Origin of the sequence: Nocardia abscessus NBRC 100374, from assembly GCF_000308455.1 — a bacterium.
GTDB lineage: Bacteria > Actinomycetota > Actinomycetes > Mycobacteriales > Mycobacteriaceae > Nocardia > Nocardia abscessus.
In genome coordinates, this window is the sequence record NZ_BAFP01000005.1 from 1 (window position 1) to 24,988 (window position 24,988).

At 67.9% G+C, this 24,988-nt stretch carries 23 protein-coding genes and 1 tRNA gene; 10 read left to right on the forward strand and 14 right to left on the reverse strand.

The features are described 5' to 3' along the window. Nucleotides 1-27 precede the first annotated feature (27 nt). Nucleotides 28-585, reverse strand: a complete 558-nt coding sequence (locus tag ON19_RS01180; RefSeq protein WP_043685112.1) for a dTDP-4-dehydrorhamnose 3,5-epimerase family protein — start codon at nucleotides 583-585, stop codon at nucleotides 28-30. Between the two features lie 2 nt (nucleotides 586-587). Continuing rightward, the gene (gene rfbA, locus ON19_RS01185) at nucleotides 588-1,460 is read right to left on the reverse strand and encodes a glucose-1-phosphate thymidylyltransferase RfbA (protein ID WP_043685115.1); all 873 of its coding nucleotides are present in this window, start codon (nucleotides 1,458-1,460) and stop codon (nucleotides 588-590) included. A 227-nt stretch (nucleotides 1,461-1,687) separates the two neighbouring features. Here rfbA and ON19_RS01190 point away from each other — a divergent pair, with 227 nt between their 5' ends. After that, nucleotides 1,688-2,677, forward strand: a complete 990-nt coding sequence (locus tag ON19_RS01190) for an alpha/beta hydrolase (protein WP_051168424.1) — start codon at nucleotides 1,688-1,690, stop codon at nucleotides 2,675-2,677. Nucleotides 2,678-2,980: 303 nt separating this feature from the next. Here ON19_RS01190 and ON19_RS01195 read toward each other — a convergent pair whose 3' ends face one another. Then, on the reverse strand, nucleotides 2,981-3,691 hold the full coding sequence (locus ON19_RS01195; protein WP_043685118.1) for a DUF8020 domain-containing protein: 711 nt from the start codon (nucleotides 3,689-3,691) through the stop codon (nucleotides 2,981-2,983). 306 nt (nucleotides 3,692-3,997) lie between these two features. On the opposite strand from ON19_RS01195, the gene rfbB reads away from it, so the two are divergent. Next, a complete protein-coding gene (gene rfbB / locus ON19_RS01200; protein WP_043685122.1) occupies nucleotides 3,998-5,014 on the forward strand; it encodes a dTDP-glucose 4,6-dehydratase in 1,017 nt (338 codons plus the stop codon). A 58-nt stretch (nucleotides 5,015-5,072) separates the two neighbouring features. On the opposite strand, the gene ON19_RS01205 is transcribed toward rfbB, so the two are convergent. Next, complete coding sequence (locus tag ON19_RS01205; protein WP_043685125.1) at nucleotides 5,073-6,668, reverse strand: DUF2142 domain-containing protein; 1,596 nt, start codon at nucleotides 6,666-6,668, stop codon at nucleotides 5,073-5,075. Further along, a complete protein-coding gene (locus ON19_RS01210) occupies nucleotides 6,665-7,654 on the reverse strand; it encodes a glycosyltransferase (RefSeq protein ID WP_043685128.1) in 990 nt (329 codons plus the stop codon). The genes ON19_RS01205 and ON19_RS01210 overlap by 4 nt, the downstream gene beginning before the upstream one ends. A 144-nt stretch (nucleotides 7,655-7,798) precedes the next feature. Between ON19_RS01210 and ON19_RS01215 the strand changes: the two genes are divergently transcribed. Continuing rightward, the gene (locus ON19_RS01215) at nucleotides 7,799-8,335 is read left to right on the forward strand and encodes a GtrA family protein (RefSeq protein WP_086006580.1); all 537 of its coding nucleotides are present in this window, start codon (nucleotides 7,799-7,801) and stop codon (nucleotides 8,333-8,335) included. Nucleotides 8,336-8,469: 134 nt separating this feature from the next. After that, nucleotides 8,470-10,383 carry a glycosyltransferase gene (locus tag ON19_RS01220; protein ID WP_043685134.1) on the forward strand — a complete coding sequence of 638 codons (1,914 nt, stop codon included), beginning with the start codon at nucleotides 8,470-8,472 and terminating at the stop codon, nucleotides 10,381-10,383. Nucleotides 10,384-10,497: 114 nt separating this feature from the next. Here ON19_RS01220 and ON19_RS01225 read toward each other — a convergent pair whose 3' ends face one another. The 7 genes from ON19_RS01225 to ON19_RS01260 all read right to left on the reverse strand — a co-directional run bounded on the left by ON19_RS01225 (nucleotide 10,498) and on the right by ON19_RS01260 (nucleotide 17,153). Next, a complete protein-coding gene (locus tag ON19_RS01225) occupies nucleotides 10,498-11,349 on the reverse strand; it encodes an SDR family oxidoreductase (RefSeq protein ID WP_043685137.1) in 852 nt (283 codons plus the stop codon). 144 nt (nucleotides 11,350-11,493) lie between these two features. Then, complete coding sequence (locus ON19_RS44380) at nucleotides 11,494-12,204, reverse strand: hypothetical protein (protein WP_265336332.1); 711 nt, start codon at nucleotides 12,202-12,204, stop codon at nucleotides 11,494-11,496. Nucleotides 12,205-12,260: 56 nt separating this feature from the next. Continuing rightward, nucleotides 12,261-13,307: a ribosome small subunit-dependent GTPase A gene (gene rsgA, locus ON19_RS01240; protein ID WP_043685141.1), complete on the reverse strand. Its 1,047-nt coding sequence runs from the start codon at nucleotides 13,305-13,307 to the stop codon at nucleotides 12,261-12,263. Nucleotides 13,308-13,568: 261 nt separating this feature from the next. Then, nucleotides 13,569-14,597, reverse strand: a complete 1,029-nt coding sequence (gene glfT1 / locus ON19_RS01245; protein WP_227954551.1) for a galactofuranosyltransferase GlfT1 — start codon at nucleotides 14,595-14,597, stop codon at nucleotides 13,569-13,571. Further along, entirely contained in the window at nucleotides 14,594-15,430 is an 837-nt protein-coding gene (gene wzt / locus ON19_RS01250) for a galactan export ABC transporter ATP-binding subunit Wzt/RfbE (RefSeq protein ID WP_043685144.1), read from the reverse strand. Before wzt ends, glfT1 begins: the two co-directional genes overlap by 4 nt. 10 nt (nucleotides 15,431-15,440) lie before the next feature. Continuing rightward, nucleotides 15,441-16,322, reverse strand: a complete 882-nt coding sequence (gene wzm, locus ON19_RS01255) for a galactan export ABC transporter permease subunit Wzm/RfbD (RefSeq protein ID WP_043685147.1) — start codon at nucleotides 16,320-16,322, stop codon at nucleotides 15,441-15,443. 225 nt (nucleotides 16,323-16,547) lie between these two features. Then, nucleotides 16,548-17,153 (reverse strand): bacterial proteasome activator family protein, encoded by a 606-nt coding sequence (locus ON19_RS01260; protein WP_043685150.1) that lies wholly within the window; start codon nucleotides 17,151-17,153, stop codon nucleotides 16,548-16,550. Between the two features lie 239 nt (nucleotides 17,154-17,392). Between ON19_RS01260 and ON19_RS01265 the strand changes: the two genes are divergently transcribed. Beyond that, nucleotides 17,393-18,595 (forward strand): cysteine desulfurase-like protein, encoded by a 1,203-nt coding sequence (locus ON19_RS01265; RefSeq protein WP_043685154.1) that lies wholly within the window; start codon nucleotides 17,393-17,395, stop codon nucleotides 18,593-18,595. Between the two features lie 15 nt (nucleotides 18,596-18,610). Here ON19_RS01265 and ON19_RS01270 read toward each other — a convergent pair whose 3' ends face one another. Then, nucleotides 18,611-19,615, reverse strand: coding sequence for an NAD(P)H-quinone oxidoreductase (locus ON19_RS01270; protein WP_043685157.1), 1,005 nt, complete (start codon nucleotides 19,613-19,615; stop codon nucleotides 18,611-18,613). 132 nt (nucleotides 19,616-19,747) lie between these two features. Between ON19_RS01270 and ON19_RS01275 the strand changes: the two genes are divergently transcribed. From ON19_RS01275 to ON19_RS01290, 4 genes are all read left to right on the forward strand, one after another. Continuing rightward, nucleotides 19,748-20,926, forward strand: coding sequence for an alpha-hydroxy-acid oxidizing protein (locus tag ON19_RS01275; RefSeq protein WP_218006360.1), 1,179 nt, complete (start codon nucleotides 19,748-19,750; stop codon nucleotides 20,924-20,926). 41 nt (nucleotides 20,927-20,967) lie between these two features. Further along, nucleotides 20,968-21,468: a MarR family winged helix-turn-helix transcriptional regulator gene (locus ON19_RS01280; RefSeq protein ID WP_051168426.1), complete on the forward strand. Its 501-nt coding sequence runs from the start codon at nucleotides 20,968-20,970 to the stop codon at nucleotides 21,466-21,468. A gap of 24 nt (nucleotides 21,469-21,492) precedes the next feature. Further along, nucleotides 21,493-21,577: transfer RNA gene (locus ON19_RS01285), tRNA-Ser, on the forward strand. A gap of 407 nt (nucleotides 21,578-21,984) precedes the next feature. Continuing rightward, on the forward strand, nucleotides 21,985-22,206 hold the full coding sequence (locus ON19_RS01290; protein WP_157229559.1) for a hypothetical protein: 222 nt from the start codon (nucleotides 21,985-21,987) through the stop codon (nucleotides 22,204-22,206). 96 nt (nucleotides 22,207-22,302) lie between these two features. On the opposite strand, the gene ON19_RS01295 is transcribed toward ON19_RS01290, so the two are convergent. Further along, nucleotides 22,303-23,376, reverse strand: a complete 1,074-nt coding sequence (locus ON19_RS01295; RefSeq protein ID WP_157229562.1) for a nitric oxide synthase oxygenase — start codon at nucleotides 23,374-23,376, stop codon at nucleotides 22,303-22,305. 469 nt (nucleotides 23,377-23,845) lie between these two features. On the opposite strand from ON19_RS01295, the gene nicT reads away from it, so the two are divergent. Continuing rightward, nucleotides 23,846-24,934 (forward strand): Nickel transporter NicT, encoded by a 1,089-nt coding sequence (nicT, locus tag ON19_RS01300; protein WP_498043907.1) that lies wholly within the window; start codon nucleotides 23,846-23,848, stop codon nucleotides 24,932-24,934. Nucleotides 24,935-24,988 lie beyond the last annotated feature (54 nt).

A 24,988-nucleotide genomic window follows, 5' to 3' on the forward strand; every position in this document is an offset into this window, starting at 1 on the left:
GGCTGGAGGGACTCCGTCCGGTGTTGCCTATACGGATCGGGAGAACGGCGGGGCCGCGGTGTCCTTCGCGGAACGGACGAAGGTGAGTTCGCTGCCGTCTCGCCCCACCCGCGGCCATTCGATGCCCAGCGTGGGATCGAACGCATCGACGTCGTGGTCGAATTCGGGCTGGTATTCCAGCGAGCACAGGTAGGTGACCGTCGATCCGTCCTCCAGGGAGAGGATCGCGTGGCCCAGTCCTTCGGACAGGAAGACCGAGCGCCGGTCGACGTCGTCGAGCAGCACGCTGTCCCAGCGCCCGTAGGTCGGCGAGCCGGGGCGCAGGTCCACCACCACGTCGAGGAACGCGCCACGCACGCAGGTCACGTACTTGGCCTGACCGGGCGGGTCCTCGGTGTAGTGGATGCCGCGCAGCACACCGGCCGCCGAGACCGAGCAGTTCACCTGCCGCAGGTCGAACGCCCGCCCGGTCGCCTTCTCGAACTCCGAGGCCTTGAACCCCTCGAGGAACATGCCGCGATCGTCGCCGTGCTGACGCGGGGTGATCACCCAGGCGCCGGGCACGGCGAGTTCCCGGAACTCCATGCTCACCAGTCCCGTCCGCGTTCGAGCAGATCGAGCAGGTAGCGGCCGTAACCGGAGCGGACAAGCGGTTCGGCGAGCGCGCACAGCTGCTCGTCGTCGATGTAGCCCATCCGCCAGGCCACCTCCTCGGGGACGCCGATCTTCAGGCCCTGTCGCTCTTCGATCGTGCGTACGTAATTGGCCGCGTCCAGCAGCGAATCGAAGGTGCCGGTGTCCAGCCAGGCCGTGCCGCGGGCCAGCACGTCCACGCTCAGCCGATCCTGTTGCAGGTAGGCGCGATTGATGTCGGTGATCTCGTATTCGCCGCGCGCCGAGGGTTGCAGCGAGCGGGCGATCTCCACCACGTCGTTGTCGTAGAAGTACAGCCCGGGAATGGCGTAATTGGACCGCGGCGCCTTGGGCTTCTCCTCGATGGACACCGCGCGCCCCTCGGTGAACTCCACGACGCCGTAGGCGGTCGGGTCCGACACCCAGTAGGCGAACACCGCGCCGCCGTCGATCTCGTGGAAGCGGTGCAGACTGGTGCCGAGGCCGGGCCCGTGAAAGATGTTGTCGCCGAGCACCAAGGCGGCGCAATCGGTGCCGATGTGGTCGGCGCCGAGGACGAATGCCCTGGCCAAGCCGTCCGGCTCGGGCTGAACCACGTAGCTGAGCGACAGGCCGAACTGCGCGCCGTCGCCGAGCAGCCGCCGGAACGCCGCCGCGTCCTCGGGCGTGGTGATCACCAGGATGTCCCTGATCCCCGCGAGCATCAGCGTGGAGAGGGGGTAGTAGACCATGGGTTTGTCGTAGACCGGGACCAGCTGCTTGCTCACCCCGCGCGTGATCGGGTGCAACCGGGAGCCGGTGCCGCCCGCCAAGATGATTCCGCGCATGCATGGAGTCTGCCAGTTTCCCGGCGCCGGGATTCGGTGAGGTTCCGACTAGTCCTCGATTCGGTCACGGGCGTTTCGCTACGGCCGGTATCGGGCGATTCTGTTGCATAGGTCACGATGCTCATGGTGTTCTGAAAAGACACTGTGTGAGATGTCAGCGCCGACACCTCGCCTGGGCGATCTCGGTCCGGTCGTGAATCGGCGCGCCAGGTTGAGGTAGGTGCGCGATGGCGACCAGACACGGCGAGCCCGGCGTGGTGATGAATCCGAAGGGCCCCAGCGCGCAATCGCGCCTGCTGCTGGCCACCTGTATGGGCGTGGTGCGGCCGGTGCTGCGCACGTTCCCGGTCACCAGGACGACCATTCCTCTCGGCGCCGCCACAGTGAACGGGCTGGCGCGGTTGCGTCCGCGGCCGCACGGCATCGATCGGGAGCAGGTTTCGCTGCACGGTATCCGCCTGGAGATCCTCCGTCCGGCCGGTGCGGGGCGGGCGCTGCGTCACGGCGCGGTGCTGTACATGCACGGCGGTGGCTTCGCGATCTGCGACACCTGCAGCCACCGTCCGGTCGCGGCGAGCCTGGCCCGCCGTACCGGGCTGCCGGTGATCAACGTCGAGTACCGCCAGCTGCCCGGCTCCCGCATCACGGAGTCGGTGCAGGACTGTCTGTCGGCCTACCGCTGGCTGCTGCGCCACGGCGCGGATCCGGCGCGGATCGTCTTCGCGGGCGACTCCGCGGGCGGATTCCTCGCCTTCGCGACCGCCCTGCTGGCCCTGGAGTCGGGACTGCCCGCGCCGGCCGGGTTGGTCGGTCTGAGCCCGCTGCTGGACCTGGACTACGGAGCGAAGCGGGACTATGTGAACGTCACGCGCGATCCGTACATCCCGCTGTCGGCGTTGGAGGCGGTGGTGCGCATCGGCGCCGAGGTCGACGGGATGCTCGATCCGAGCCTGTCGCCGGTCAACGCGGTCCTCGCCGGGCTGCCTCCGGTGCTGTTGATCGCCGCCGAGGACGAGGTGTTGCGGTTCGACTCCGAGTTGATGGCACAGCGGCTCACCGCGGCGGGCGTCCCGAACGCGCTGGAGCTGTGGCGCGGCCAGGTGCACGCCTTCATGAGCATCGCGCCGGGCCTGCCGGAGAGCAGGGCGGCGCTGGCGCGGGTTTCGCGGTTCGTGCGGGCCCGTATCGAGGACGACCAGCAGGCACGGACGGCTTGACCGTCCGGCCCTTCGAGGCGAGCCTCGTTCCGCATCAGCCGGGACGGGGCTCGCGTCCTGTGTGGGCTCCGCGGTTTCGATGCTGTCGCTGCGGGCGACGGCTCCGGTGCGCGACCGCTATTAATTCCGATCCGAAGTTATCTGGCCTTGATAGTGCAGCTCAGCGGTGGGCAACGCTTATTAGTTCCATATAGTTCAGCATTTGTTCACTATCCGGAGGGGGTAAACAACGGAAGCCCCGCCCACGCAGCAGCGCGGGCGGGGCTTCCGATTTTCGATTCAGTTGTATGCGTTCAGTGCCGACTACTTGGCGGGCGGGTTGAACGGCTGGTTGATGGTGGTGAAGTACTGGATCGCAGCGCCGATCGCGACCGGAGCGGTGACCAGCAGCTGGCCCGCGAGGGTGCCCAGGGCGCCGACGGCGATGATGCCGCCGAGGCAGCCGATGGCCGCGGCCGGGATGAACGCGCCGAACAGGCCGATGATGGCCGCCGAGGCGACGGTGGCGCCGGCGATGCCGCCGAGCACGCAGCCCACTGCGGCGCCGCTGAGGCCGCCGACCAGGGTGCCGATGGAGGCGCCGGTCGAGATGGTGTCCTTCATGCGGTTGAAGGCGGCCGTCTCACGGTCGTACTCGGTCTTCCACGGCGCCTTGTCCTCGAAGGGGAGGGCGACCGGCTTGTAGGTCGCGTGCGCCATGTCGAACTGCGGGGTCAGGGTGGCGGTGCGGTCCGCGATCTCGGCAGCGATCGGGAACTCGAAGTCGTCCACACGGAAGGTCAGCGGCATGCCGGTCAGCACGTCGCCGTTGGCGGCCTTGACCTTGAAGGTGCCATCCTCGACGACCATGGAACCGGCATCGGTCGTGATGATGGACTGGGTGTCGGTCGCGTGGGCGGTGAAGTTCACCGCGCCATCGGCCTCGGGGGCCGGAGCCGCGTTCACGGTGCCGGCGGTGACGCCAAGAGCGGCGATCAGCAGTGCCGACGTCGCGGCGAATTTCCTCATCAGCATTTTGTTTGGAACCTCGATTGGGACGTTCGGAGGGGACTAGATGAGCAAAATCTAGAGCAGCTAACGCGTGGTGAACCCGTTGTGACTATTTATTCAAATTTTGTTCACCGTCGAGACTTGCGGCTTGGTGGGGTCGCGGAAATGTGGGCGATGACCGGGGTTTTCCCCGACAAATCAATCCGGAAGTTCTTCTGGCTGGGAAGTCAATGAGACGAAGGTCACAGATCGAAAATCTGGAGTGGCCCTCGGCCGCATCGGATTTCGAGTCCGTCGCCGGGGCGCACCGGACCCACGTAGAGTCATGGGGTGCGATTGCTCGTCACCGGTGGCGCCGGTTTCATCGGCGCGAACTTCGTCCAGCAGACCGTGTCCGACCATCCGGATACGACCGTCACCGTCCTCGACGCTCTGACCTATGCGGGGAACCGGGCCTCGCTGGCCCCGGTGGCCGACCGCGTCGACTTCGTGCACGGGGACATCGCCGACCTGGACCTGGTCGACGAACTGGTCAGCGGCGTGGACGCGGTGGTGCACTTCGCCGCCGAGTCGCACAACGACAACTCCCTCGCCGAGCCGTGGCCGTTCGTGCAGACCAATATCGTCGGCACCTATTCGCTGCTGCAGGCCGTGCGCAGGCACGACGTGCGCTACCACCACGTCTCGACCGACGAGGTCTACGGCGACCTGACCCCGGACGACCCGGCGTTCACCGAGACCACCCCGTACAACCCGTCCAGCCCCTACTCGGCCACCAAGGCCTCGAGCGATCTGCTGGTGCGTGCCTGGACCCGCTCGTTCGGCGTGCGGGCCACCCTCTCCAATTGCAGCAATAACTACGGTCCCTACCAGCATGTTGAGAAGTTCATCCCGCGTCAGATCACCAACCTGATCGACGGGATGCGCCCCCGGCTCTACGGCGCGGGACACCAGGTGCGCGACTGGATTCACGTCGAGGACCACAATCGCGCCGTGTGGGAGATCCTGCGGCGCGGCCGGATCGGGCAGACCTACCTGATCGGCGCCGACGGTGAACTCGACAACAAGTCCGTGGTGCGGATGATCCTCGCGGAGTTCGGCCGCGACCCCGACGATTTCGACCACGTCACCGACCGGCCCGGTCACGACCAGCGCTACGCGATCGACGCGACCTTGCTGCGCGCCGAACTCGGCTGGCGCCCGCGCTACGCCGACTTCCGCGCCGGACTGGCGGCGACCGTCCAGTGGTACCGGGACAACGAAGACTGGTGGCGCCCGTACAAGGCCGACACCGAGCGGGCCTACCTCGCGGCCGGCGAGCGGACGCTCAGCGCGGCGGGGGACTGAGACGGCGGCGGCGCCCCGGGTACCAGCCCCGCGGCGCCGCGATCGAATTCCTTCTCGCTCAACCCCACACGACGGTGTAGTACTTCGCCGCCGCCGCGACCAGGGCCACACTCGACGCCACCAGCACGGTGACGGCCGGGCCCACCGACGGGGTCTTCCCCGCGGAATCGGTGAGCCGCAAGGGCATCCAGCGCAGCAGCACCGCGAGCGTGACCATCGCCAGCGGCACGAAGTAGCGGCCCTGCACGCCGTCGACGATGTAGTAGCCGACCGGCGTGAACGACATGTAGAGCGTCACGTAGATCATCGCGACGCTCGCGGCCATGGTGAGCGCGACGATCAGCGTGCGACGGAAAGCCGGGGCGGTCATCCGCTCGGCGACGCCGAGGCTCACCGCGAACGCCAGCAGGCAGGCCAGCATCGAGAGGGCGGGCACGTCGACGTAAGCGAAGCCGAGTTCACCGAAGAACTGGCTGAACCAACGCTGGTCGCGCAGCGCGATGCTCTCGCCGAACACGTGCACGAACTCCGGCGGATCACGCAGGATGCCGCTGAGCTGATCGCCGGGACGCACCGAGTGCCACTGGTGCGGCGGCCGCATCAGGCCCATGCCGTCGCCGGTCGGCGACGCGATCTTCATCCACACCGCGAAGGCGAGCGCACCCGTCGCGGCGATGACCCAGGGAATCCCGCGCCGCCAGCCGCTGAACCCGAACCGGTCCGCGGGCACCAGGGCCACCAGCAGTGCGAGCAGCACGTAGGTCGGCTTGCTCACCGGCAGCAGGATCGTCGCGGCCAGCAGCGCGCCGATCTCCAGCCGGCCCAGGCGCTCGCCGAGGAACATGGCTTTCACCAGCAGCGCGGAGACCAGGATGGCCAGTGCGTTGGTCATCGTGTCGGCGGTGACGGTGCCGGCCTGGAACACCGCGATCGGCAGCACGGCGACGGTGAACGCCAGCCACTGCACCCGGTGCGCGCGCAGTGCGTACAGGCCGAACCCGACCACCGTGAGGTAGGCGAGAAGTCCGGCGAGCCGGGTGAGCAGGAGCAGACCGCCCACGTCGAGCCCGAAGAGTTCGCCGAGCCGGATGCCGATGGCCGCCGGGATATAGGGGACCGGCGAGTAGGCGGCGGTGTTGGTGAACCAGACGGGTTCGGTGGCGTCCGAGACCGCGGTGCCGGTCAACTGGTCGTAGCGGGCCGGGTCGCCCACCATCGGGTCCGGCTCGTCCGGGTTGGTGGTGTAGTCCTTCAGCGCGTAGCCCATCAGCGCGGTGATGCTGGACGGGACGTCGCCGCCGTAGGCGATGCCGCGATCGTCGTGGATCCGCTGGGGCAGGAACCCGCCGTGCGCGACCTGGTAGGCGCGGCCGAACTGGGTGATCTCGTCGTGGCCCCAGAACGGTGGGGTGAGGACGGTGAACAGCGCGCCGAAGATCGTCGCCAGCAGGGTGAAGGCGATCGTCGCCCCGCCCAGCCGCGCCACCATGCGGCCCGCGAAGCCTTTCGCGGACCGGTCCGTGCCGGGAGCGGTCGCCGCCTCGGCGTCGACCGCGGGTAGCGGTGCGGTGTCGGTCGCGGGTAGCGGCGCCGTATCAGTGGGCTCGTCCAGATCCTTGTCCGGCGTCGCGGTCGGATCCGCCGATGTCGTCAACGCCCGGCCTCGGCGTCACGGGCGGCGCCGTTGCCGGTGATCCGCGGGTCGTCCGCGCCCACCGCGGTGTAGCGCAGGTAGACCAGGCGCGCGGCCTCGTGGCGGGAGCGCCGGATGCCGTCGAGGATCAGGCCCGCGGTCCAGGCGAGGCTGCCCAGCAGCAGCAGTGTGAAGCCGAGGAACAGCGTCGGGAAGCGGGGCACCTCATGGGTGTTGTAGAACTCGACGACGATCGGGATGGTCAGGATGATCGAGACCAGCCAGCTCAGCGTGCCGAACAGACCGTAGAACGCGACCGGCCGCTCGTGCCGGGCCAGCCCGACGATCAGGGCCAGGATCTTGAACCCGTCGTGGTAGGTGCGCAGCTTGCTCTCGCTGCCCGCGGGGCGATCCCGGAAGCCGACGGGCACCGCCGTCTTCGGCACCCGCAGATGCAGCGAGTGCACAGTGAGCTCGGTCTCGATCTCGAACTCGCGGGACACGGCGGGAAAGCTCTTCACGAAACGGCGGGAGAACACCCGGAAGCCGGAGAGCATGTCCTCGACGTTCTCGCCGAACACTTTCCCGACCACGCCGTTGAGCACCTTGTTGCCGGTTTCGTGTCCCGCGCGATAGGCCGAGCCGCTCTCGTCCTGCTTGCGCACGCCGAGCACGTGATCGTAGGGCCCGTCCAACAGCGTCTTGATCATCAGCGGCGCGGCGGACGCCTCGTAGGTGTCGTCGCCGTCGATCATCAAGTACACGTCGGCCTCGATGTCGGCGAAGGCGCGGCGCACCACATTGCCCTTGCCCTTGGTGTGCTCGTGACGCACGATCGCTCCGGCCTCGCGGGCACGCTCGGCGGTCGTGTCCGTGCTCAGATTGTCGTAGACGTAGACGACGATTCCCGGCACGGCGGCCTGCAGATCGGCCACGACCTTGGCGACCGAAGCCTCTTCGTTGTGACACGGAACCACGGCGGCAATACGGAGCTCGGTGGAGTCCACCCGGGTCAATCCTCGCGATCGGTGAATGTGGGAACACGGGGAGGGTACAGGGAACTCACAGCCTGTGCGTGGCCGACCTCACCGTGCGCGGGAGCGGTTTTTCCCGTCGTGGGCGGTTCCCCGAGCCTGCGGTACCGTCGGGCGGTGCCATCCAGTGAGTCCACCGCATCCGCGGGCGAGTCAGTGACGCCGGAGACCGGAACGGTCGTTCGCAGAGTGCTCACCGCGCTGCGCAGAGGCGGGGCTTTCCTGGTGGTCGGCGCGATCGGGTTCCTGGTGGACGCGGGCACGTACAACCTCCTGGTCTTCTGGGGTGGCGAGGGCGTGCTCTATCACTACCCACTACCGGCCAAGATCATCGCGATCGCGGTGGCGACGGTGGTGACCTATTTCGGCAACAAATGGTGGACCTTCGCGCACAAACAGACCGACAATCCCGGGCGCGAGTACCTCCTCTACGCCGTGTTCAATGTCGTGGCGATCGGCCTGCAACTGGGCTGTCTCGGCTTTTCCCGCTACCTGCTCGACCTGTCCAGCCCACTGTCGGACAACATCTCCGGTACGTTGATCGGGCAGATCGTGGCCGTGGTGTTCCGGTACTGGGCCTACGACAAATTCGTCTTCACCGGGGCGCGCGCGGGCACTGGCAGCACCACCGACAACGAATCGGCGAACGTTTAGCAATGGTTCGACCACACGTCGGCGTGGCCGCACGGCGGGCAAGCGCGCACAGCGGTTGATATCCTCACCCCCGCCGTGAAGGCATCGAGGGGCGTGTCCGTCCCGTCCGGCACAATGAGAATTTCGAGGATTTCATGGATCAGTCGGCTATCGAGGCCGTTACCGAAACAAACGATCGCTCGACGGCCGCTGAGGCGCCTGCCGCGCTGCGCGCCGACCATCGGGCGCCGGACCGGCTCGTCTTACAGCGCGGCATCTTCACCGGCCCGTCGGCGAAGGTGAGCGACGAGCTGTACGCCGTGGTGAAGGGTGGCGCGCACCGGGAGCGCCAGACGCTGCGGTTGGACAAGGGCGCGACCGCGCACACCAACACCTACTTCGGCCGGTTCGCCGCCAGTTACTGGCAGCGCTGGACCACGGTCACCGAAGTTCGGGTCACCATGGTGCTCGACGTGGTCGCCAAGGCGAAGATTCGGCTGGTGGCCTCCGACATCGCGGGTCACCGGCGGATCATCGATACCGCGCGGGTCGACACCGGCGGCTCGGTGACGCTGTCCGCCCCGCTCGACCAGTACGTCGACGGCGGCGCGCTGTGGCTGGAATTCGACGCCATCGGCGGCGCGCTCGGCATCGCGGAGCTGACCTGGACCGCCGTCGCGCCGGAGCGGGTGCGCCCGGTCGCCATCGCCATCTGCACCTTCAACCGCGCCGCGGACTGCGCCGAGACTGTCGCGGCGCTGGCCTCCGATCCGACCGTGCTGGCCGCGATCGACGCGGTGTACGTCGTCGACCAGGGCACCGATCTGGTGGAGAACCGGCCGCGCTACCAGGAGGTCGCCCCGGTCTTCGGCGAGAAGCTGCGCTATCTGCGCCAGCCGAACCTCGGCGGTGCGGGCGGTTTCACCCGCGGGCTCTACGAGGTGTCCGCGGTGAACGAGCACGCCGACGTCATCCTGATGGACGACGACATTCTGTGCGAACCGGAGACCGTGCTGCGGCTCAACGCGTTCGCCAACCTGACGGTGGAACCGACCCTGGTCGGCGCGCAGATGCTGTTCCTGCTCAACCCCGACTACCTGAACGTCGGCGCCGAGGAGGTGCACCTGCACCGGCTGCGGCACGGCCAGAAGGTGTCGAAGGCGCTGCGCAACACGAGCATGTTGAAGAAGAACCAGGAGCGCCGCGTGGACGCGGGCTACAACGCCTGGTGGACCTGCCTGATCCCGGCCGAGGTGGTCGCGAAGATCGGCCTGCCGATCCCGATCTTCTTCCAGTGGGACGACGTGGAGTACGGCATCCGGGCGCGCGAGCACGGTTTCGTCACCGTCACGCTGCCCAACGCCGCGGTGTGGCACGCCGACTTCTACTGGAAGGACTACGACGACTGGGCGCGCTACTTCAGCACGCGTAATTCGCTGATCGTCGGTTCACTGCACGCGGAGCTGGACGGGAAGGAGATCACCCGCAAACTGTTCCGGGAGATGTCCGAACAGCTGGTCGCGATGCAGTACGGCCTGGTGCACACCACTTTGCAGGGCATCGAGGACTTCTTGAAGGGTCCGCAGGTATTGCGGGACGGCGGTATCGAAGCGCTGGCCGCCGCGCGCACCAGCCGGGCCGACTACCCCGAGACGATCAAGCACCCCGCGGCGACGCCGCCGGTCCGCTCGGCGGACATCCAATTGCGCCGCGCCGGTGGGGAGCCCAGCCGCGTGCTACTGGTGCTGATCAAGCGCGCGATCAATCAGTGGCTGGGCCGCACCCAGCACGGCATCATCGGCGTCACCAGGGAAGACGCCTACTGGTGGCACGTCTCGCTGTTCGACCACGTGGTAGTCACCGACGCCTCGCAGTCCGGCGTCCGGGTGCGCAGGCGCGACAAGGCCCGCGCGCGTCAGCTGCTGCGCCGGATGGTGCGGGTGCTGCGCCGACTGCGCCGGGAACTGCCCGCCTTGCAGGCGCAGTACCGCGCCGCCATCCCGGAACTGACCAGCCGCGAGAACTGGGAGCGGTTGTACGGGATCGAGGATTTTAAGCGCGACAGCTGATTTCGTTGGTACATGGGTAACTCATGGGGGACGGGCCAACTGGCCCGTCCCCCACTTCCAGCCGCCAACGCTGCCGTCGCGGCACCGGAGTCCGGCCTGAAGACGCGCAGAGGCCTACAGAAACAGGTCAGTGGTCAGTTCGCCGTCGCCGGGCGTGACGCGGTACTTGTCCAGATCGGTGATGCCGTGGGCGGCCAGCACGTCGTCATCGATGAAGAAATTGCCGCTTGTCTCCTTGGCGGGTGAGGTGAGCACCAAGTAGGCGGCGTCGGCGTAGATGTCGGGGGTGCGCGAGGTGGAGATCATCTCCTCGCCACCGAGCAGGTTCTTCACCGCGGCCGTGGCGATGGTGGTGCGCGGCCACAGCGAGTTGACGCCGATGCCGTCGCCCTTGAGTTCCTCGGCCAGTCCCAGCGTGGTCAGCGACATGCCGTACTTGGCGATGGTGTAGCCCAGCGCCATGCCCGCCCACTTCGGGTCGAGGTTCAACGGCGGGGACAGGGTGAGGATGTGCGGATTGCGCCCGGCCTTCGCCGATTCGCGCAGATGCGGGATGCTCAGCTTGGACAGCAGGAAGCTGCCCCGGCAGTTGATGTCCTGCATCAGGTCGTACTTCTTCATCGGCAGTGCGTCGGTGGGGGACAGGTCGATCGCGGAGGCGTTGTTCACCACGATGTCGATGCCGCCGAAGCGCTCGACCGTCCGGCGCACCGCCTCGGCCACCGACTCGTCGATGCGGACATCGCCCACGAACGGCAATACCTGCCCGCCCGCCGCCTCGAGTTCCGCGGCGGCGGTGTGAATCGTGCCGGGCAGCTTGGGGTGCGGTTGGTCGGTCTTCGCGATCAGGGTGACGTTCGCGCCGTCGGCCGCGGCCCGTTTGGCGATCTCCAGCCCGATGCCGCGACTGCCGCCGGACATGATCATCGTCCGGCCCGCTAGCGGCTTGGATCCCGGTTCCGTCATGTGACCTGCTCCTTCGTTTCCGCCACAGGCGGCAGCCCGCGGCTGTACGCGCTTGCAGACTAAGCGTAAACCTCGTCCCTATGCAACCAGTTGCATAGGGTGTGCGAAGAGAGGGCACCGGCGTGCCGGTGCCCTCCTCCCGACTCAGATCGTGGCGATGAGCAGGATGTTCAGCAGGAACATCAGTCCGACCAGGGCCCAGACGATGTACAGGAACAGCATGCCCGGCGCCTTCTGTGGAACCGGTCCGATCGCGCCGTTGAGGAAGATCACCACGGGGGCCTTGTAGTAGAACCGGGTGGCCTGTCCGTCGGCGATCGGCACGGTCACGTTCGCCGGACCCATGTCGAACAACCACGGAGTGGTGACCCGGACGTGGTACTGCCCGGGGCCGACCGGGATGTGGTTGGCTCCCCAGCGGGTGTTGGGCACCCGCTGGCCGTTGACCAGGATCTTCGGCTTGGTCAGCGCGAGCAGGAACGCCCAGACCGAGTACGAGGCATCGATGGTGATGCCAGGCGGGTCGGTGGGCTGGCCGTAACCCTGCTGCGGAGCGAACTGCTGCGGCTGCCCGTACGGTTGCGGCTGCCCGAACTGCTGCGGCGCACCATATGGCTGCGGCTGGCCGTGTTGCGGTGCGGGCTGGCCGAACTGGGGCTGCCCGTACGGCTGCTGGCCGACCTGGGGTTGGGCGAGATGCGGTTGGCTCGGATGCTGCCCCGCGGGCGGCGCGTACTGCGCGGGCGCCTGCGGAGGCGGGTACTGCCCGACGGGCGGCTGCTGACCGAACGCCGGCTGCCCAGGCCATTGCCCGGGCTGCTGGCCGTGTGGCGGATACCCGCCTGGATGACTCATCTATCCCTCCCAGATAGCGAACGATGCGAGGGGCACCCTACCGTGCCCCCGTTCGGTCAGCGTCGCGAGTTCTTTTCCCGGAACATCTTGCGGTGCTGCTTGGTGATGTCCCGCCAGGCCCGTTCCCGTTCGGCCTGCAGCCGTTTGTCGGTGCGCGCCTGCATCCACTCGTTCTCCCGCGCCAGCTTGTTGTAGCTGTCGAGCCTGCGTTGGGTGAGTTCGCCGTCCTCGATCGCCGCCCGCACCGCGCAGCCCGGTTCGCCGCGGTGCGCGCAGTCGCCGAAACGGCACTGCGCGGCAAGGGATTCGATGTCGCTGAAGGTTTTCTCGATGCCTTCGGTGGCATCCCACAGCCCGATGCCGCGCAGCCCTGGCGTATCGATCAGGGTGCCGCCCCCTGGCAGTGGGCGCAGTTCCCGGTGCACCGTGGTGTGCCTGCCTTTCTTGTCCGCGTCGCGGACCGCATTGGTGGCGAAGATCTCCGCGCCGAGCAGCGCGTTGGCGAGGGTGGACTTCCCAGCACCGGAGGGTCCGAGCAGCGCGACGGTGCCGTCGAGCATCGCGGTGAGCACCTCGAGTCCCAGGCCGGTGTTCGCGCTCACCTCGAGTACGGCAGCGCCCGGCGCGACGGCGCGCACCTCGTCGAGCGGGAGATCGGTCGCCGAGTCGGCCTTGGTGAGCAGCACGATCGGCTGGGCGTTGCTCTCCCAGACCAGCGTGAGCATGCGCTCGATGCGCCCGAGGTCCACATCGCCGTCGGCGGCGGTGCAGATCAGGACGGTGTCGACGTTGGCGGCGAGCACCTGGCCGCGCGAGCGGCCGGAGGCCGACGACCGCACGATCGCCGATCGCCGCGGAAGCAGGCTGCGCACCGCGGAGGCGGCGTCGACGGTCACCCAGTCGCCGGTGCACAAACCGCTGACTTCGGTATCGGGGCGGGGGCAGCGGGCGCGGGCGAGCCCGTTCGGCGTGGCCACGTCGCATTCACTGCGATCCATGCGGATCACTCGCGCGGGCACACAGCCTTCCTCGATCATCGAGGCGTAACGGGCGGAAACGGCTTCGGTCCAGCCGTAAGGGACGAGCAGGTCGTGGTCGACCATGGGGGATGGAATCCTTCGTCGGGCGCCGAACCCGACCAGGGGTTCAGCGAGCGGAGAATGAGGTGGAGTTTCGTGTGGCGGCGCGACTGATGTCAGCTCGCCCGGACACGGCAATCCGCACGTTCCTCGTCACGGTCCACACCTCCTTCCGCTCTCGCAGTCCACCCTCGCACTTGCCCCCGCCGGCGCACAACCGAATTTCCGCCCTCGCAGGTTCGGACGCGCGCGGCGCCCGCCTCTGCGAGGACGAACCAGCTGTGACTAGTCGGGTTTGCCGAACTGTTCGTGGCGGCCCAGGGAGCGTAGGTGGAACCATTCGCGCAGGCCGGCCGGGTCGCGGCGGGTGACCAAGAAGAACCAGGAGAAGCGAATCCATTCCTGGGGAAGCAGTTTCCGCATGCCCGGCTGGGACATCAGGTAGCCACGGTTTCGGTAGGTGAAGTAGCGCTTCACCGGATCGTCGGGGTACTGGGTATGCATCCGGCCGCCGAGGATCGGCTTGAATTCCGCCGCGCCGTTGGGATGCAGGTACGCCGTCTGCAGGCAGGTGCCGAACGGCAGCCCGGAGCGCACCAGCCTGCGATGCACCTCGACCTCGTCGCCGCGCACGAACAGGCGCAGGTCCGGCACGCCGATCACGTCGACCGCCTGCGCGGAGATCAGCGCGCCGTTGAACAGCGAGGCGATGCCGGGCAGGAAGTCCTCGTCGCCCAGTTCCGAGCGCAGCCTGCGCCAGACCACGCCCCGGCGCAGCGGGAAGGCCAGGCGGTCGGGTTCATCGATATCGCAGACCACGGGCGATACCTCGACCAGGCCGTGGCGGTTCGCGCAGTCCAGCAGGATGGACAGCACGTCGGGACCTTCGGGCCTGCCGTCGTCGTCGGCGAGCCACACCCAGTCCGCGCCCATGCTCAGCGCGTGCAGCATGCCGAGCGCGAACCCGCCCGCGCCGCCGAGGTTGTGCGCCGAGCCCAGGTAGGTGGCTTCCACCGGCTGGTCGCGCACCAGGTCGGCGACCTCCTGCTCGTTGCCGTTGTCGACCACGATCAAGTGATCCACCGGCCGCGACTGGGAGGTGACGACTTTCAGCGACTCGGCGAGCAGTTCGCGGCGCTTGTGCGTGACGACGACGGCCACGACGCGCGGCTGCGAATCGGAGTCCGCCGCGGTGGATTTCGCCGCGAGCGAGGCGGCGGGGGCGTCGAGCTCGACGGCCTCCTCCGGCACGGAGCCGATCCGGGCCTTCGCCCCTTCGTCGATCGGGGTGTCCTGCCCGGTCGGCTCACTCATGCCTGATTCCGCTCCAATTCTCGTTCGGTTGCCCCGGCCCGTTCGGCTTCCATTTCGCGCAGCACCGTCGCGACGTGATTCCCCGCATCCGGGCCCTCATAGGCTCGCACCACTTCTTCGATGCCGCCACGCAAGCGGATCTGGCCGTGGTCGATCCACAGCGCCGTGTCGCACAGTTGCGCGAGGAATTCGTTGGAATGGCTGGCGAAAACCAGGATGCCCGAACGCGCCACCAAGGACTGCAACCGCAGCCGGGCCTTCTTCATGAATTCCGCGTCCACCGCGCCGATGCCCTCGTCGAGCAGCAGGATCTCCGGATCGATCGAGGTGACCACGCCCATCGCCAGGCGCACCCGCATACCGGTGGAATAGGTGCGCAACGGCATGGACAGGTATTCGCCGAGTTCGGTGAAATCAGCGATCTCATCGATCTTCGCCAGCATCTGCTTGCGCGTCTGCCCGAGGAACAGGCCGCGGATGATGATGTTCTCGTAGCCGGAGATCTCCGGATCCATGCCGACGCCGAGATCGAACACCGGCGCCACCCGCCCGCGGATGCGGGCACTGCCGCGCGAGGGTTCGTAGATACCGGAGAGCAGGCGCAGCAGCGTCGACTTGCCCGCGCCGTTGTGCCCGACCAGGCCGACCCGGTCGCCTTCTTTCAGCGAGAGATTGATGTCCCGCAGTGCCTCGACCACGACGACGTCGGACTGGTTGCGCCCGATCGCGCCGCCCGCTTTACCGAGGAACGCTTTTTTCAACGACCGGGATTTGGCGTCGAAGATCGGGAATTCGACCCACGCCTCCTGGGTCTCGATACTCACACGACTCATCGGGGCGCTCCTATACCCAGTACGGTACGCGCGAACGGTACTGCTTCATGGCGAAGATCGCCACGATCCAGCCGACCAGGGTGATCGTGCCGACGATCACCCAGTGGCGCAGTTCCTGCGGCTCGCCGAGCAGCGGCGCCCGGACGATTTCGAGATAGTGGAACGTCGGCACGAGTTCGGCCAGTTTCGCGCGGTCGCCGGTGCCGACCTGTGATTCCAGGGTCTTGGTCGTCCACATCACCGGGGTGAGCACGAACAGCATCAGCGTGGTGCTGCCGAGAATCGGCGCGATATCGCGGTAGCGGGTGCTGAAAATGCCGAACACGATCGACACCCACATGGAATTCAGGAAGATCAGCGCGATCGCCGGTATCGCCATCAGGCTGGCCACGCCGAGGTGGCGCCAGACGCCGAACGCGGCGAGCATCACCAGGTAGATGACCATGTTGTGGGCGAAGAACAGCAGTTGCCGCCACACCAGCCGGTAGACGTGCACGCTCAGCGCGGAGGGAAGCTGTTTGATCAGGCCCTCGTTGGCGATGAAGACCTCCGAGCCCTCCAGGATGCTCGCGCTGATCACGTTCCAGATGATCAGCCCGACCGTCACGTAGGGCAGGTACTCGAGCAGCGGCTGGCCGAGCAGGGCCGCGTACAGCACGCCCATCGCGACGGCCTGCAAGCCGGTGGCGATGGTGATCCAGAACGGGCCGAGCACCGAGCGGCGGTACCGCTGCTTGATGTCCTGCCAGCCCAGCGACAGCCACAGCTCGCGCTGGGCGAACCCGACCGCGAAGTCCTGGAACGCGCGCCGGAACGTCTGGGAGTCCGGCACGATCTTCGCCACGGTGGCGCCGGAGTGCAGGGTCTGCGCCTCCGGCGTGGCCGCGCTCACCGGACGCTCCTGCGAGTCGTCGCCGGAAGGCTCCGTGTGCTCGGCCGGTGAGGTCGGTGAGCTGTCATCTGAACGCGCTTGGTCATCGGAACCAACTGAGCTCTCTTCAGGACGCACCGCACTCGGTTCGGAGACCGAGTCGGAGCGAGCGGCAGCGGCGGGCACGGTGCACGAGACTACCCCTGCGGCTTCCCGGCGCCGTGTGGCACACGCGCGTCGACCGTCTCACAGGTACTGGCCGGAACCGCCGGTGACGTGACTCGTCTGGCCGCCGCGCGGGTCGGCGGCGTGGATGCCGGGCGGCAACGCGCCCTGACGCATCTGTTCGAGCTGGGCGCGTGCGGCCATCTGCTGGGCGAACAGCGCGGTCTGGATGCCGTGGAACAGGCCCTCCAGCCAGCCGACCAGCTGTGCCTGCGCGATCCGCAGCTCGGCGTCGGTCGGAACACCGTCGTCGGTGAACGGCAGAGTGAGCCGTTCGAGCTCCTCCCGCAGTTCGGGGGCGAGACCCTGCTCCAGCTCCCGCACCGAGGACTTGTGGATCTCCTTCAGGCGGTTGCGGCTGGCTTCGTCCAGCGGAGCCGCCCGCACCTCCTCGAGCAGCTGCTTGATCATGGTGCCGATCCGCATCACCTTCGCGGGCTGCTCGACCATGTCGGCGAGCGATTCGCCGGAGTCGTCGCGGTCGTCCGACTTGTCCTTATTATCGTCGTCGGTCACCACCTGCGCGGTGAAGGGCGCCTCCGAGCCGGCTGCCGCCGGAATGGCCAACGGCCTGCCGTCGGGTCCGACAACGACGATGTGGTCCGGTGCCTCATCCGAGTGCGTCATGGTCCCTATCATGTCGTGTTCGGTTCGAACGCGCTAAGCCGGTGGTCCGAGGCCGGGTAGGGCGCGCGCCGCCGGTCCCCGCCGCCGGATGGGGTCGGCGTTCTATTCTGTTCGGGTCGTGTGGTTCGGATTTGTCGAAAGTCGGTCACCATGCTGAGTCCCAGGTCGCTGTGCTCCCGCCACAATGTGGAGGGGAACGCGGTTACACAGGCTCGCCCGCTGCCCTTAGAGTGGCCAGCATGACTTACGACGTCGCGAGGGTTCGGGGCCTGATACCGTCCCTGGGCGACGGCTGGATCCATCTCGACCCGCAAGCGGGCATGCTGGTTCCGGACGCGGTATCCCGCGCCGTATCAACGGGTTTTCGAACCTCTTCCTTTTCCCATATCGGCCGCAACGGCGCCGCCGTGCGCAGCGCGGCGATTCTGGACGCGGCCCGCGAGGCGGTGGCCGACCTGGTCGGCGGTGACCCGGCGGGTGTCGTGCTCGGCCCCGACCGCGCGGTCCTGCTGGCCTGGCTCGCCGAATCGCTGAGCTCCCGGCTCGGCCTCGGCACCGGCATCGTGCTGTCCCGGCTGGACGACGAGGCCAACGTCGCGCCCTGGCTGCGCATCGCCAACCGCTACGGCGCGCACGTGCGCTGGGCCGAGGTGGAGATCGAGACCTGCGAGATGCCGTCTTGGCAGTTCGAGGAGCTGATCGGGCCCACCGCGCGCCTGGTCGCGCTCACCGCCGCCTCGCCGATCGTCGGCTCGGCGCCTGCCGTACGGGTGGCCGCGGACCGGGTACACGAGGTGGGCGGCCTCCTGGTGGCCGACGCGTTCGGCGCCGCGCCCTACGCCCTGATCGACATCGATGAACTGAACGCCGACGTCGTCGCGCTCAGTGCACCGGCATGGGGCGGGCCGCAGATCGGCGCGCTCGTCTTCCGTGACCCGGCGTTCCTGGACCGGATCCCGTCCATGTCGTTGAACCCCTATGCGAAGGGCGCCGAGCGACTGGAGGTCGGCGGGCACCAGTACGCGCTGCTGGCGGGCCTGACCACCTCGATCGACTTCCTGGCCGGGCTGGACGAGCGGGCGCACGGTACCCGGCGTGAGCGCCTGGAGATGTCGATCACCTCGCTGCAGGACTACCACGACCAGCTGTTCGAGCACTTGATGAGCGTGCTGGACTCGATCCCCGGCCTCACCGTGATCGGCCGCGCGTCCACCCGCATTCCCACGGTCAGCTTCACGCTCGCGGGCATGCAGGCGGAGAAGGTCGCGGCCAAGCTCGCAGACAACCGGATCGGCACGGTGAGTGGCGTACACGGCGGCAGCAGGCTGCTGGACGCGCTGGGCGTCAACGACGAGGGCGGCGCGGTGACCATCGGCCTCGCGCCCTACACCACGAAGTTCGAGATCGATCAACTCGGCAGGGCCCTGCTGGCGCTGGAGTGACCGGCGCGGTCGTGCTCAGAGTTCCCGCACCCGCAGCACCACCTTGCCGAACACCTCGCCGGAGTCCAGCAACCGGTGCGCCTCGGCGGCCTCCTCGATCGGCAGTTCGGCGGCGATGATCGGCGCCACCGTGCCGTCGCCGAGCAACGGCCACAGCCGTCCGCGCACCTCGGCGACGATCTCGGCCTTGCTGCCCGCGCCGGTCGCGGGCCGCGCACGCACGTTGGTGGCGTGCACCGTGCCCCACTTGCGCAGCAGGGCGCCCAGATTCAGTTCGGCGGTCAGTCCACCCTGCATGCCGATCACCACGAGGCGGCCGTGCTCGGCCAGCGCCTCGACGTTACGTCCCAGGTAGGCCGCGCCCATGTTGTCGAGGATCACGTTCGCGCCGGGGCTGCCCGCCGCCGATCGCTCGGCGCGCACGACGGCGACGAAGTCGTCCTCTTTGTAGTTGATCAGCACGTCCGCCCCGAGCTCCGCGCAGCGCGCCAGCTTCTCGGCCGATCCGGCGGTCACCGCGACGCGCGCGCCGAGGGCTTTGGCGACCTGGATGGCGTGTGTGCCGATCCCGCTGCCGCCGCCGTGGATCAGCAGCAGCTGACCGGCCCGCAGATCGGCGGTCATCACCAGGTTCGACCACACGGTGGCCGCCACTTCGGGCAGCCCGGCCGCCGCGCCCAGGTCGAGGCCGTCCGGGACCGGAAGCACCTGGGTCGCGGGCACCGCGACCCGTTCGGCGTAACCTCCGCCGGACAGCAGCGCGCACACCCGATCGCCGACCGCCCACTCCCGCACTCCGTCGCCGAGTTCGGCGATGACACCCGAGCATTCGAGTCCCAGGAGCGGGCTGGCTCCCTGCGGGGGCGGGTAATAGCCCTGACGCTGCAACAGATCGGCGCGGTTGACGCCCGCCGCGGCCACCTCGATCAGCACTTCGCCGTGTCCGGGCTTCAGATCCGGCACCTCGGCCAAGGACATGACCTCGGGTCCGCCGAAACCGTTCAGATCTATCGCACGCACCGTGCCATAGTGCTCCGCCCGGACGGACGGCTGCGCGCTGCCCCCCCTCGAGTCGGTCTCGGGGCCGCAGGTGCGCCGAGCAATCTGGCCAGCCGCCTGCGGTGACCGGCGGCACGGACTACCGTTCCGGTGGTGAACGGCGGCTTCATCGATTTCCAGAACGAGATCTACCTGGGTGGCCTGGGTGGTGTGCGACCCGAATTGCCCATGACCGCCGAGGGTTTGGAGTCGCTGGCGCGGGAGCGGCTGGATCCGGCCGCCTTCGCCTACGTCGCGGGGAGCGCGTCCGCGGAGCGCACCGCCGCCGCCAACCGGTCCGCCTTCGAGCGCTACCGCCTCCTGCCGCGCGTGCTGCGCGGCTCCACCGGGCCCGGCGCTCGCGATCTGTCGGTGGAGGTGCTCGGCACGAAGCTGGCCGCACCCGTGCTCACCGCGCCGATCGGTGTCCTCGAACTGCTGCACGAGGGCGGCGAGGTGATCGTGGCCGAGGTGACCAAGGGACTCGGCATCGGCACGGTGCTGTCCACCGCGGCCTCTTCGACCATCGAAGACGTCGGCGCGGCGGCCGGGGCGTGGTGGTACCAGCTGTATTGGCCCGCGGACGACGAACTGGCCTGCTCCTTCGTCCAGCGCGCCGAGCGGGCCGGGGCTTCGGCGATCGTGGTCACCGCCGACACCCCGACCCTCGGGTGGCGGCCGCGCGATCTGGAGCAGGCGCACCTGCCGTTCCTGCACGGCAAGGGCCTCGCCAACTACCTGTCCGATCCGGTGTTCCTGGCCAAGCTGCCCGCGGCGCCGGAGGAGAGCGAAGAGGCGATGCGCACGGCCATCCTCACCTGGGCCGGACTGTTCGGCAACCACACGCTGCGGCCCGCCGACCTGGCACGTCTGCGCGAATGGACCGATCTGCCGATCGCGGTGAAAGGCATCCTGCATCCCGACGACGCACGCCAGGTGGTCGATGCCGGCGCCGACGCGGTGGTGGTGAGCAACCACGGCGGCCGCCAGGTGGACGGCTCCATCGCGGCGCTGGACGCGCTACCCACGGTGGTCGCCACCATCGGCGACCGCGCCGACGTGCTGTTCGACTCCGGTGTGCGCACCGGTTCGGACGTGCTCGTCGCGCTGGCCTTGGGCGCGAAGGCGGTGCTCTACGGGCGGCCGTGGGCCTACGGCCTCGGTCTCGCGGGCGCGGCCGGCGCCCGGCACGCACTGCGGGCGCTGCTCGCCGATTTCGACTCCGCGCTGGGCTTGTCCGGGTGCGCGAACCCGGCCGCGGTGAGTCGGGCACTCTTGTCCACGGTGCGCTGACCTGCGATGCCTGCCCATTTCCGCAGTTCGCCGCGCTTAGAATGACCATCGTGCATCCCGAACCGAGCGGTCGCGTCGTGGCCGAGCCCCGCTGGCTCACCCCGGCGCAGCAGCGCGCCTGGCGCGCCTACATGGACGGCCACCAGCGCCTGATGACGGCGCTGAATCGTCAACTGCAGCGCGACAGCGACCTGACCGTCGCCGAATACCGGATCCTGGTCCTGCTCTCCGAGGCACCCGACCACTCGCTGCGGATGAGCGAGCTGGCCGACGGCGTGCTGTCCTCGCGTAGCAAGCTGACCCATCAGATCCGTCGGCTGGAGGCCCAGCAGATGGTCCGGCGCAACACCTGCCTGGAGGACGGCCGCGGCGTGCTCGCCGAACTCACCGAGGAGGGCATCCGCCGCCTGGAAGCCGCGGCCCCCGGCCACGTCGAAGCCGTCCGCCGCCACTTCATCGACCTGCTGGCCCCGGCCCAGCTCGAGGTGATCGGCGAGGTCTTCGAACGCGTCGACGAGGAAATCGGCAAGCACTCCGGCTGAGGCGTCCGCTACGATCAGGTCCCTGGAGACGTGGCAGAGCGGCCGAATGCACTCGCCTTGAAAGCGAGCGTCGCGAGAGCGACCGGGGGTTCAAATCCCTCCGTCTCCGCAACTGAAAACCGCTGGCAGGAACCGAAAATTAGGTGCCTGCCAGCGGTTTCCGCTACTTGTTTCGATCGGCGTCCTTGTCGACTGAATGCCGGCCGCGAGCGGTTCCCTCGATTCCGGGTTGCTTTGGTGCGGGCAGGCTGGTGCCACTGGCTATTTCGATCGTCCATGCATAAGATGGTCGCCGGGGAAAGGGGGATTAAGGCAACTGTATTCACGATCGGTCGGCTGTCACAGAGGGGATTGCTATCGGTCCCCGATGAGAAGTCGGGACTGTTCCAGGCAGTTGCGGTGGGGGCGGATTGCCTCTGGGCAATCGGCGGTCTTTCGCTGGTCAGTCGAACCGGCGGTCACTGTGGCAAGTGCCTGATTCGCATTGATATAACTCGTATGTTCTGGGGAGGAATCATGACCACCCTTCGCAAGAAGGTTTCATTCGTCATTGCCGCTGCGGCGGTCGTCACCGGGTCGTTGGCGCTCGCGGCGCCGAGTGCCAACGCGTATCCCACTCACATCGCCTGCACCAAGGAGACTGCGAACTGGACGGCCTACGATGGCCCCGGAACCAGCGGTCAAGGATGGGTGTGCACCTACAACGACCGAGAAGGCTGGCACTGGCAGCGCACATAGCCCGCTGGCTTGTCCGGAACGGCCGGCGCTGGGCAGGCGGTTCCGGACAAGCCGTGCCGTTTCCTCCGCTCGGCTTTTCGCCAACGGTAGATCGGGTCACAGTGCCCCGTCCGCACCGAACTCCCTTCGGACGAAGTTGGGCCGGATGTCCAGGTCGGGCGGGTCGTAGTAGCGGTGGAAGGTCGGGGTCAGCCCGGAGGAAATGGGCGGGTTGATCCAGGACCAGTCGGTGGGGCAGGCCCGGCCCGCGGCCTCCTCGCGCTTGACGTGATCGCAGAACTGCTTGGCCACGGTGTGGTGGTCGACGATGTACACGCCCGCCTTCCGGAAGCTGTGCAGCACCGCGCGGTTGAGTTCGACCAAGGCTTGATCCCGCCACAGGCTGCGCTCGGACCTGGTGTCCAGGCACATCATCTCGGCGATCAGCGGCAGCATGTTGTAGCGGTTGGCATCGCTGAGGTTGCGCGCGCCGATCTCCGCTCCCAGGTACCAGCCGTTGAACGGCGCGAACGGATACGTCATGCCGCCGATCTCGAGGTTCATATCGGACACCGCGGGCAGCGCGTGCCAGCGCAGGCCCAGTCCGGCGAACCATTCGAACTCGGGGTGCTCGAGTTCCACCTCGCGCGCCAGCTCGGGCGGAATGTCGAACCAGCGAATCGGCTCGTCGGGCGTGCTGATCAACAGCGGAAGAATGTCGAAAGGCGTTCCTGCGCCGCGCCACCCGAGCTCGGTCGCTAATGCGGTGAGCTCGATATTGGCGGCGTCGCCGGTGACCGTGCCGTCCCCGTTGCGATATCCCGCGTAGCGGATGATCTGCGGACTGACGATGCGGAACTCGCGACCGTCCGGCTGCCGCGGCGGGCCGACGGTGATCATCGACTGGATGGCGCCGCCGTTGGTGGCCATGTGCAGGTGCTGCCAGCAGACCTCGGCCAGGTCGCGGGCCGAGCGCACGCGCCGGGCGTCGAGCAATTTCAGGGAGCGCCAATGTTTCCGGCCCACGCATCGGGCGTGATTACGCCAGGCGAGTTTGGCTCCGATGAGGATCTCCTCGGCGGTCTGCAGATACGCGCCGGTCTGTTCGAGCTGCTCCAGCGCGCCGCGCCTGCGCTGGGCGTTCAGGTGCCCCAATTCGGGCAGCCGGAAGAACTCGTCGCACTCCTGCATCCGGCGTTGCAGATCGGGCAGGAAAGGCTTCCTATCCGATTCGTTCTCGATCGAGGCGACTGGTGACACTGGATTCACGGTTTTCTCCGGTCGGGCATAGGTGCTGCGATGAAACAGGCGAGTCGAGCAGAGAATTCGCGCGCGAGCGCAGCTGGCACCGGCTGTGTCGCGGCGGCCCGCGCAGGCGCGAGGGGCAGATGCTAAGAAATAGCCTCCGCCCGATAATTGTCCGAACACCGGACGGGCTGTCGCGACTGCGAACCGAGCGGCCGGTCCGCTCTGCGCGCCGAAGCCCAGTGCGGTGACCTCGACGCCAGTGCGGTGAATACGCGATCATGCCCGTCCTAGTTCGATACCCGGAAAGGACCGACGCTCAGCGTACGGCGGGTGTGCTGACGGTGTGCCATGATTTGCTGGATTTGCTGGATCGCCCGAAGACGCGGAACGGAATCGGCGCTGTCGAGTATCGTTGACCCGATCTGCTTTTCGAGGGTTGAGGGGTTCGCTCGTGCGCAGTGTCATCGGTATGTCGGTCGCCGTCGTCGCGCTGCATATCCTCGGCTGGGGCACGCTCCTGCTGTTCGTCGCGCCGGGGCACTATGTGATCGAGGGCTCCGTCTTCGGTGTCGGTCTCGGCGTGACGGCGTACACGCTCGGCATGCGGCACGCGTTCGACGCCGACCATATCGCCGCGATCGATAACACCACGCGGAAACTGGTGGCGGAGAACGGGAAGCGAAATGTCCAGACCGTCGGTTTCTGGTTCGCGCTCGGCCACTCCACCGTGGTGTTCGTGCTGGTGGCGTTGCTCGCGTTCGGCGTGCGGGCGCTGGCGTCCGACTTGGAAGACGAGGATTCGGCCCTGCAACGCTGGACGGGCCTGTGGGGCACCAGCGTGTCGGGCACGTTCCTCATCCTGATCGGCCTGCTGAATCTGGCGTCGCTGGTGGGCATCTGGCGGGTGTTCCGGCAGATGCGCCGGGGCGAGTACGACGAGGCGCAGCTGGAACGGCAGCTGGACAGCCGGGGCCTGCTCAACCGGGTGCTGCGGCCGGTGATCGGCCTGGTGCGCAGGCCGAGGCACATGTATCCGGTGGGCGTGCTGTTCGGGCTCGGATTCGACACTGTCACCGAGGTCGGGCTGCTGGTCATCGCGGGCGGCGCGGCGGCGACCGGGCTGCCCTGGTACTCGATCCTGGTTCTGCCCGTGCTGTTCTCGGCGGGCATGGCGCTGTTCGACTCGCTGGACGGTTCGTTCATGAGCTTCGCCTACGACTGGGCCTTCGCCGAGCCGGTGCGCAAGATCTACTACAACCTGGTGATCACCGGGCTGTCGGTCGCGGTGGCGCTGCTGATCGGCGGGCAGGAGATCGTCTCGATCTTCGCCGAGAAACTCGAGGTCGAATCGGGCATCGTGGCCTGGATCGGGAACCTCGATCTGGGTGATCTCGGCTACATCATCGTCGGGCTGTTCGTGCTCACCTGGGCGGTCGCCATCGCGGTATGGCGTTTCGCCGGAGTGGAGCGCCGCTGGCAAGACGGTCTGGCCGCACGGTGAGCGCCGCGTACCGACCTGGACACGGTAACGGCCTGCTACCCACCCTCGGGGGCT

Coding starts and splice junctions, on each gene's coding strand:
- ON19_RS01290 (WP_157229559.1), top strand. CDS start 21,985: ATGACCACCCTTCGCAAGAAGGTTTCATTCGTCATTGCCGCTGCGGCG.
- ON19_RS01260 (WP_043685150.1), bottom strand. CDS start 17,153: ATGACGCACTCGGATGAGGCACCGGACCACATCGTCGTTGTCGGACCC.
- ON19_RS01195 (WP_043685118.1), bottom strand. CDS start 3,691: ATGCTGATGAGGAAATTCGCCGCGACGTCGGCACTGCTGATCGCCGCT.
- ON19_RS01280 (WP_051168426.1), top strand. CDS start 20,968: ATGACCATCGTGCATCCCGAACCGAGCGGTCGCGTCGTGGCCGAGCCC.
- glfT1 (WP_227954551.1), bottom strand. CDS start 14,597: ATGAGTGAGCCGACCGGGCAGGACACCCCGATCGACGAAGGGGCGAAG.
- ON19_RS01225 (WP_043685137.1), bottom strand. CDS start 11,349: ATGACGGAACCGGGATCCAAGCCGCTAGCGGGCCGGACGATGATCATG.
- ON19_RS44380 (WP_265336332.1), bottom strand. CDS start 12,204: ATGAGTCATCCAGGCGGGTATCCGCCACACGGCCAGCAGCCCGGGCAA.
- ON19_RS01190 (WP_051168424.1), top strand. CDS start 1,688: ATGGCGACCAGACACGGCGAGCCCGGCGTGGTGATGAATCCGAAGGGC.
- wzt (WP_043685144.1), bottom strand. CDS start 15,430: ATGAGTCGTGTGAGTATCGAGACCCAGGAGGCGTGGGTCGAATTCCCG.
- ON19_RS01220 (WP_043685134.1), top strand. CDS start 8,470: ATGGATCAGTCGGCTATCGAGGCCGTTACCGAAACAAACGATCGCTCG.
- rsgA (WP_043685141.1), bottom strand. CDS start 13,307: ATGGTCGACCACGACCTGCTCGTCCCTTACGGCTGGACCGAAGCCGTT.
- rfbA (WP_043685115.1), bottom strand. CDS start 1,460: ATGCGCGGAATCATCTTGGCGGGCGGCACCGGCTCCCGGTTGCACCCG.
- ON19_RS01265 (WP_043685154.1), top strand. CDS start 17,393: ATGACTTACGACGTCGCGAGGGTTCGGGGCCTGATACCGTCCCTGGGC.
- ON19_RS01180 (WP_043685112.1), bottom strand. CDS start 585: ATGGAGTTCCGGGAACTCGCCGTGCCCGGCGCCTGGGTGATCACCCCG.
- ON19_RS01295 (WP_157229562.1), bottom strand. CDS start 23,376: ATGCAGGAGTGCGACGAGTTCTTCCGGCTGCCCGAATTGGGGCACCTG.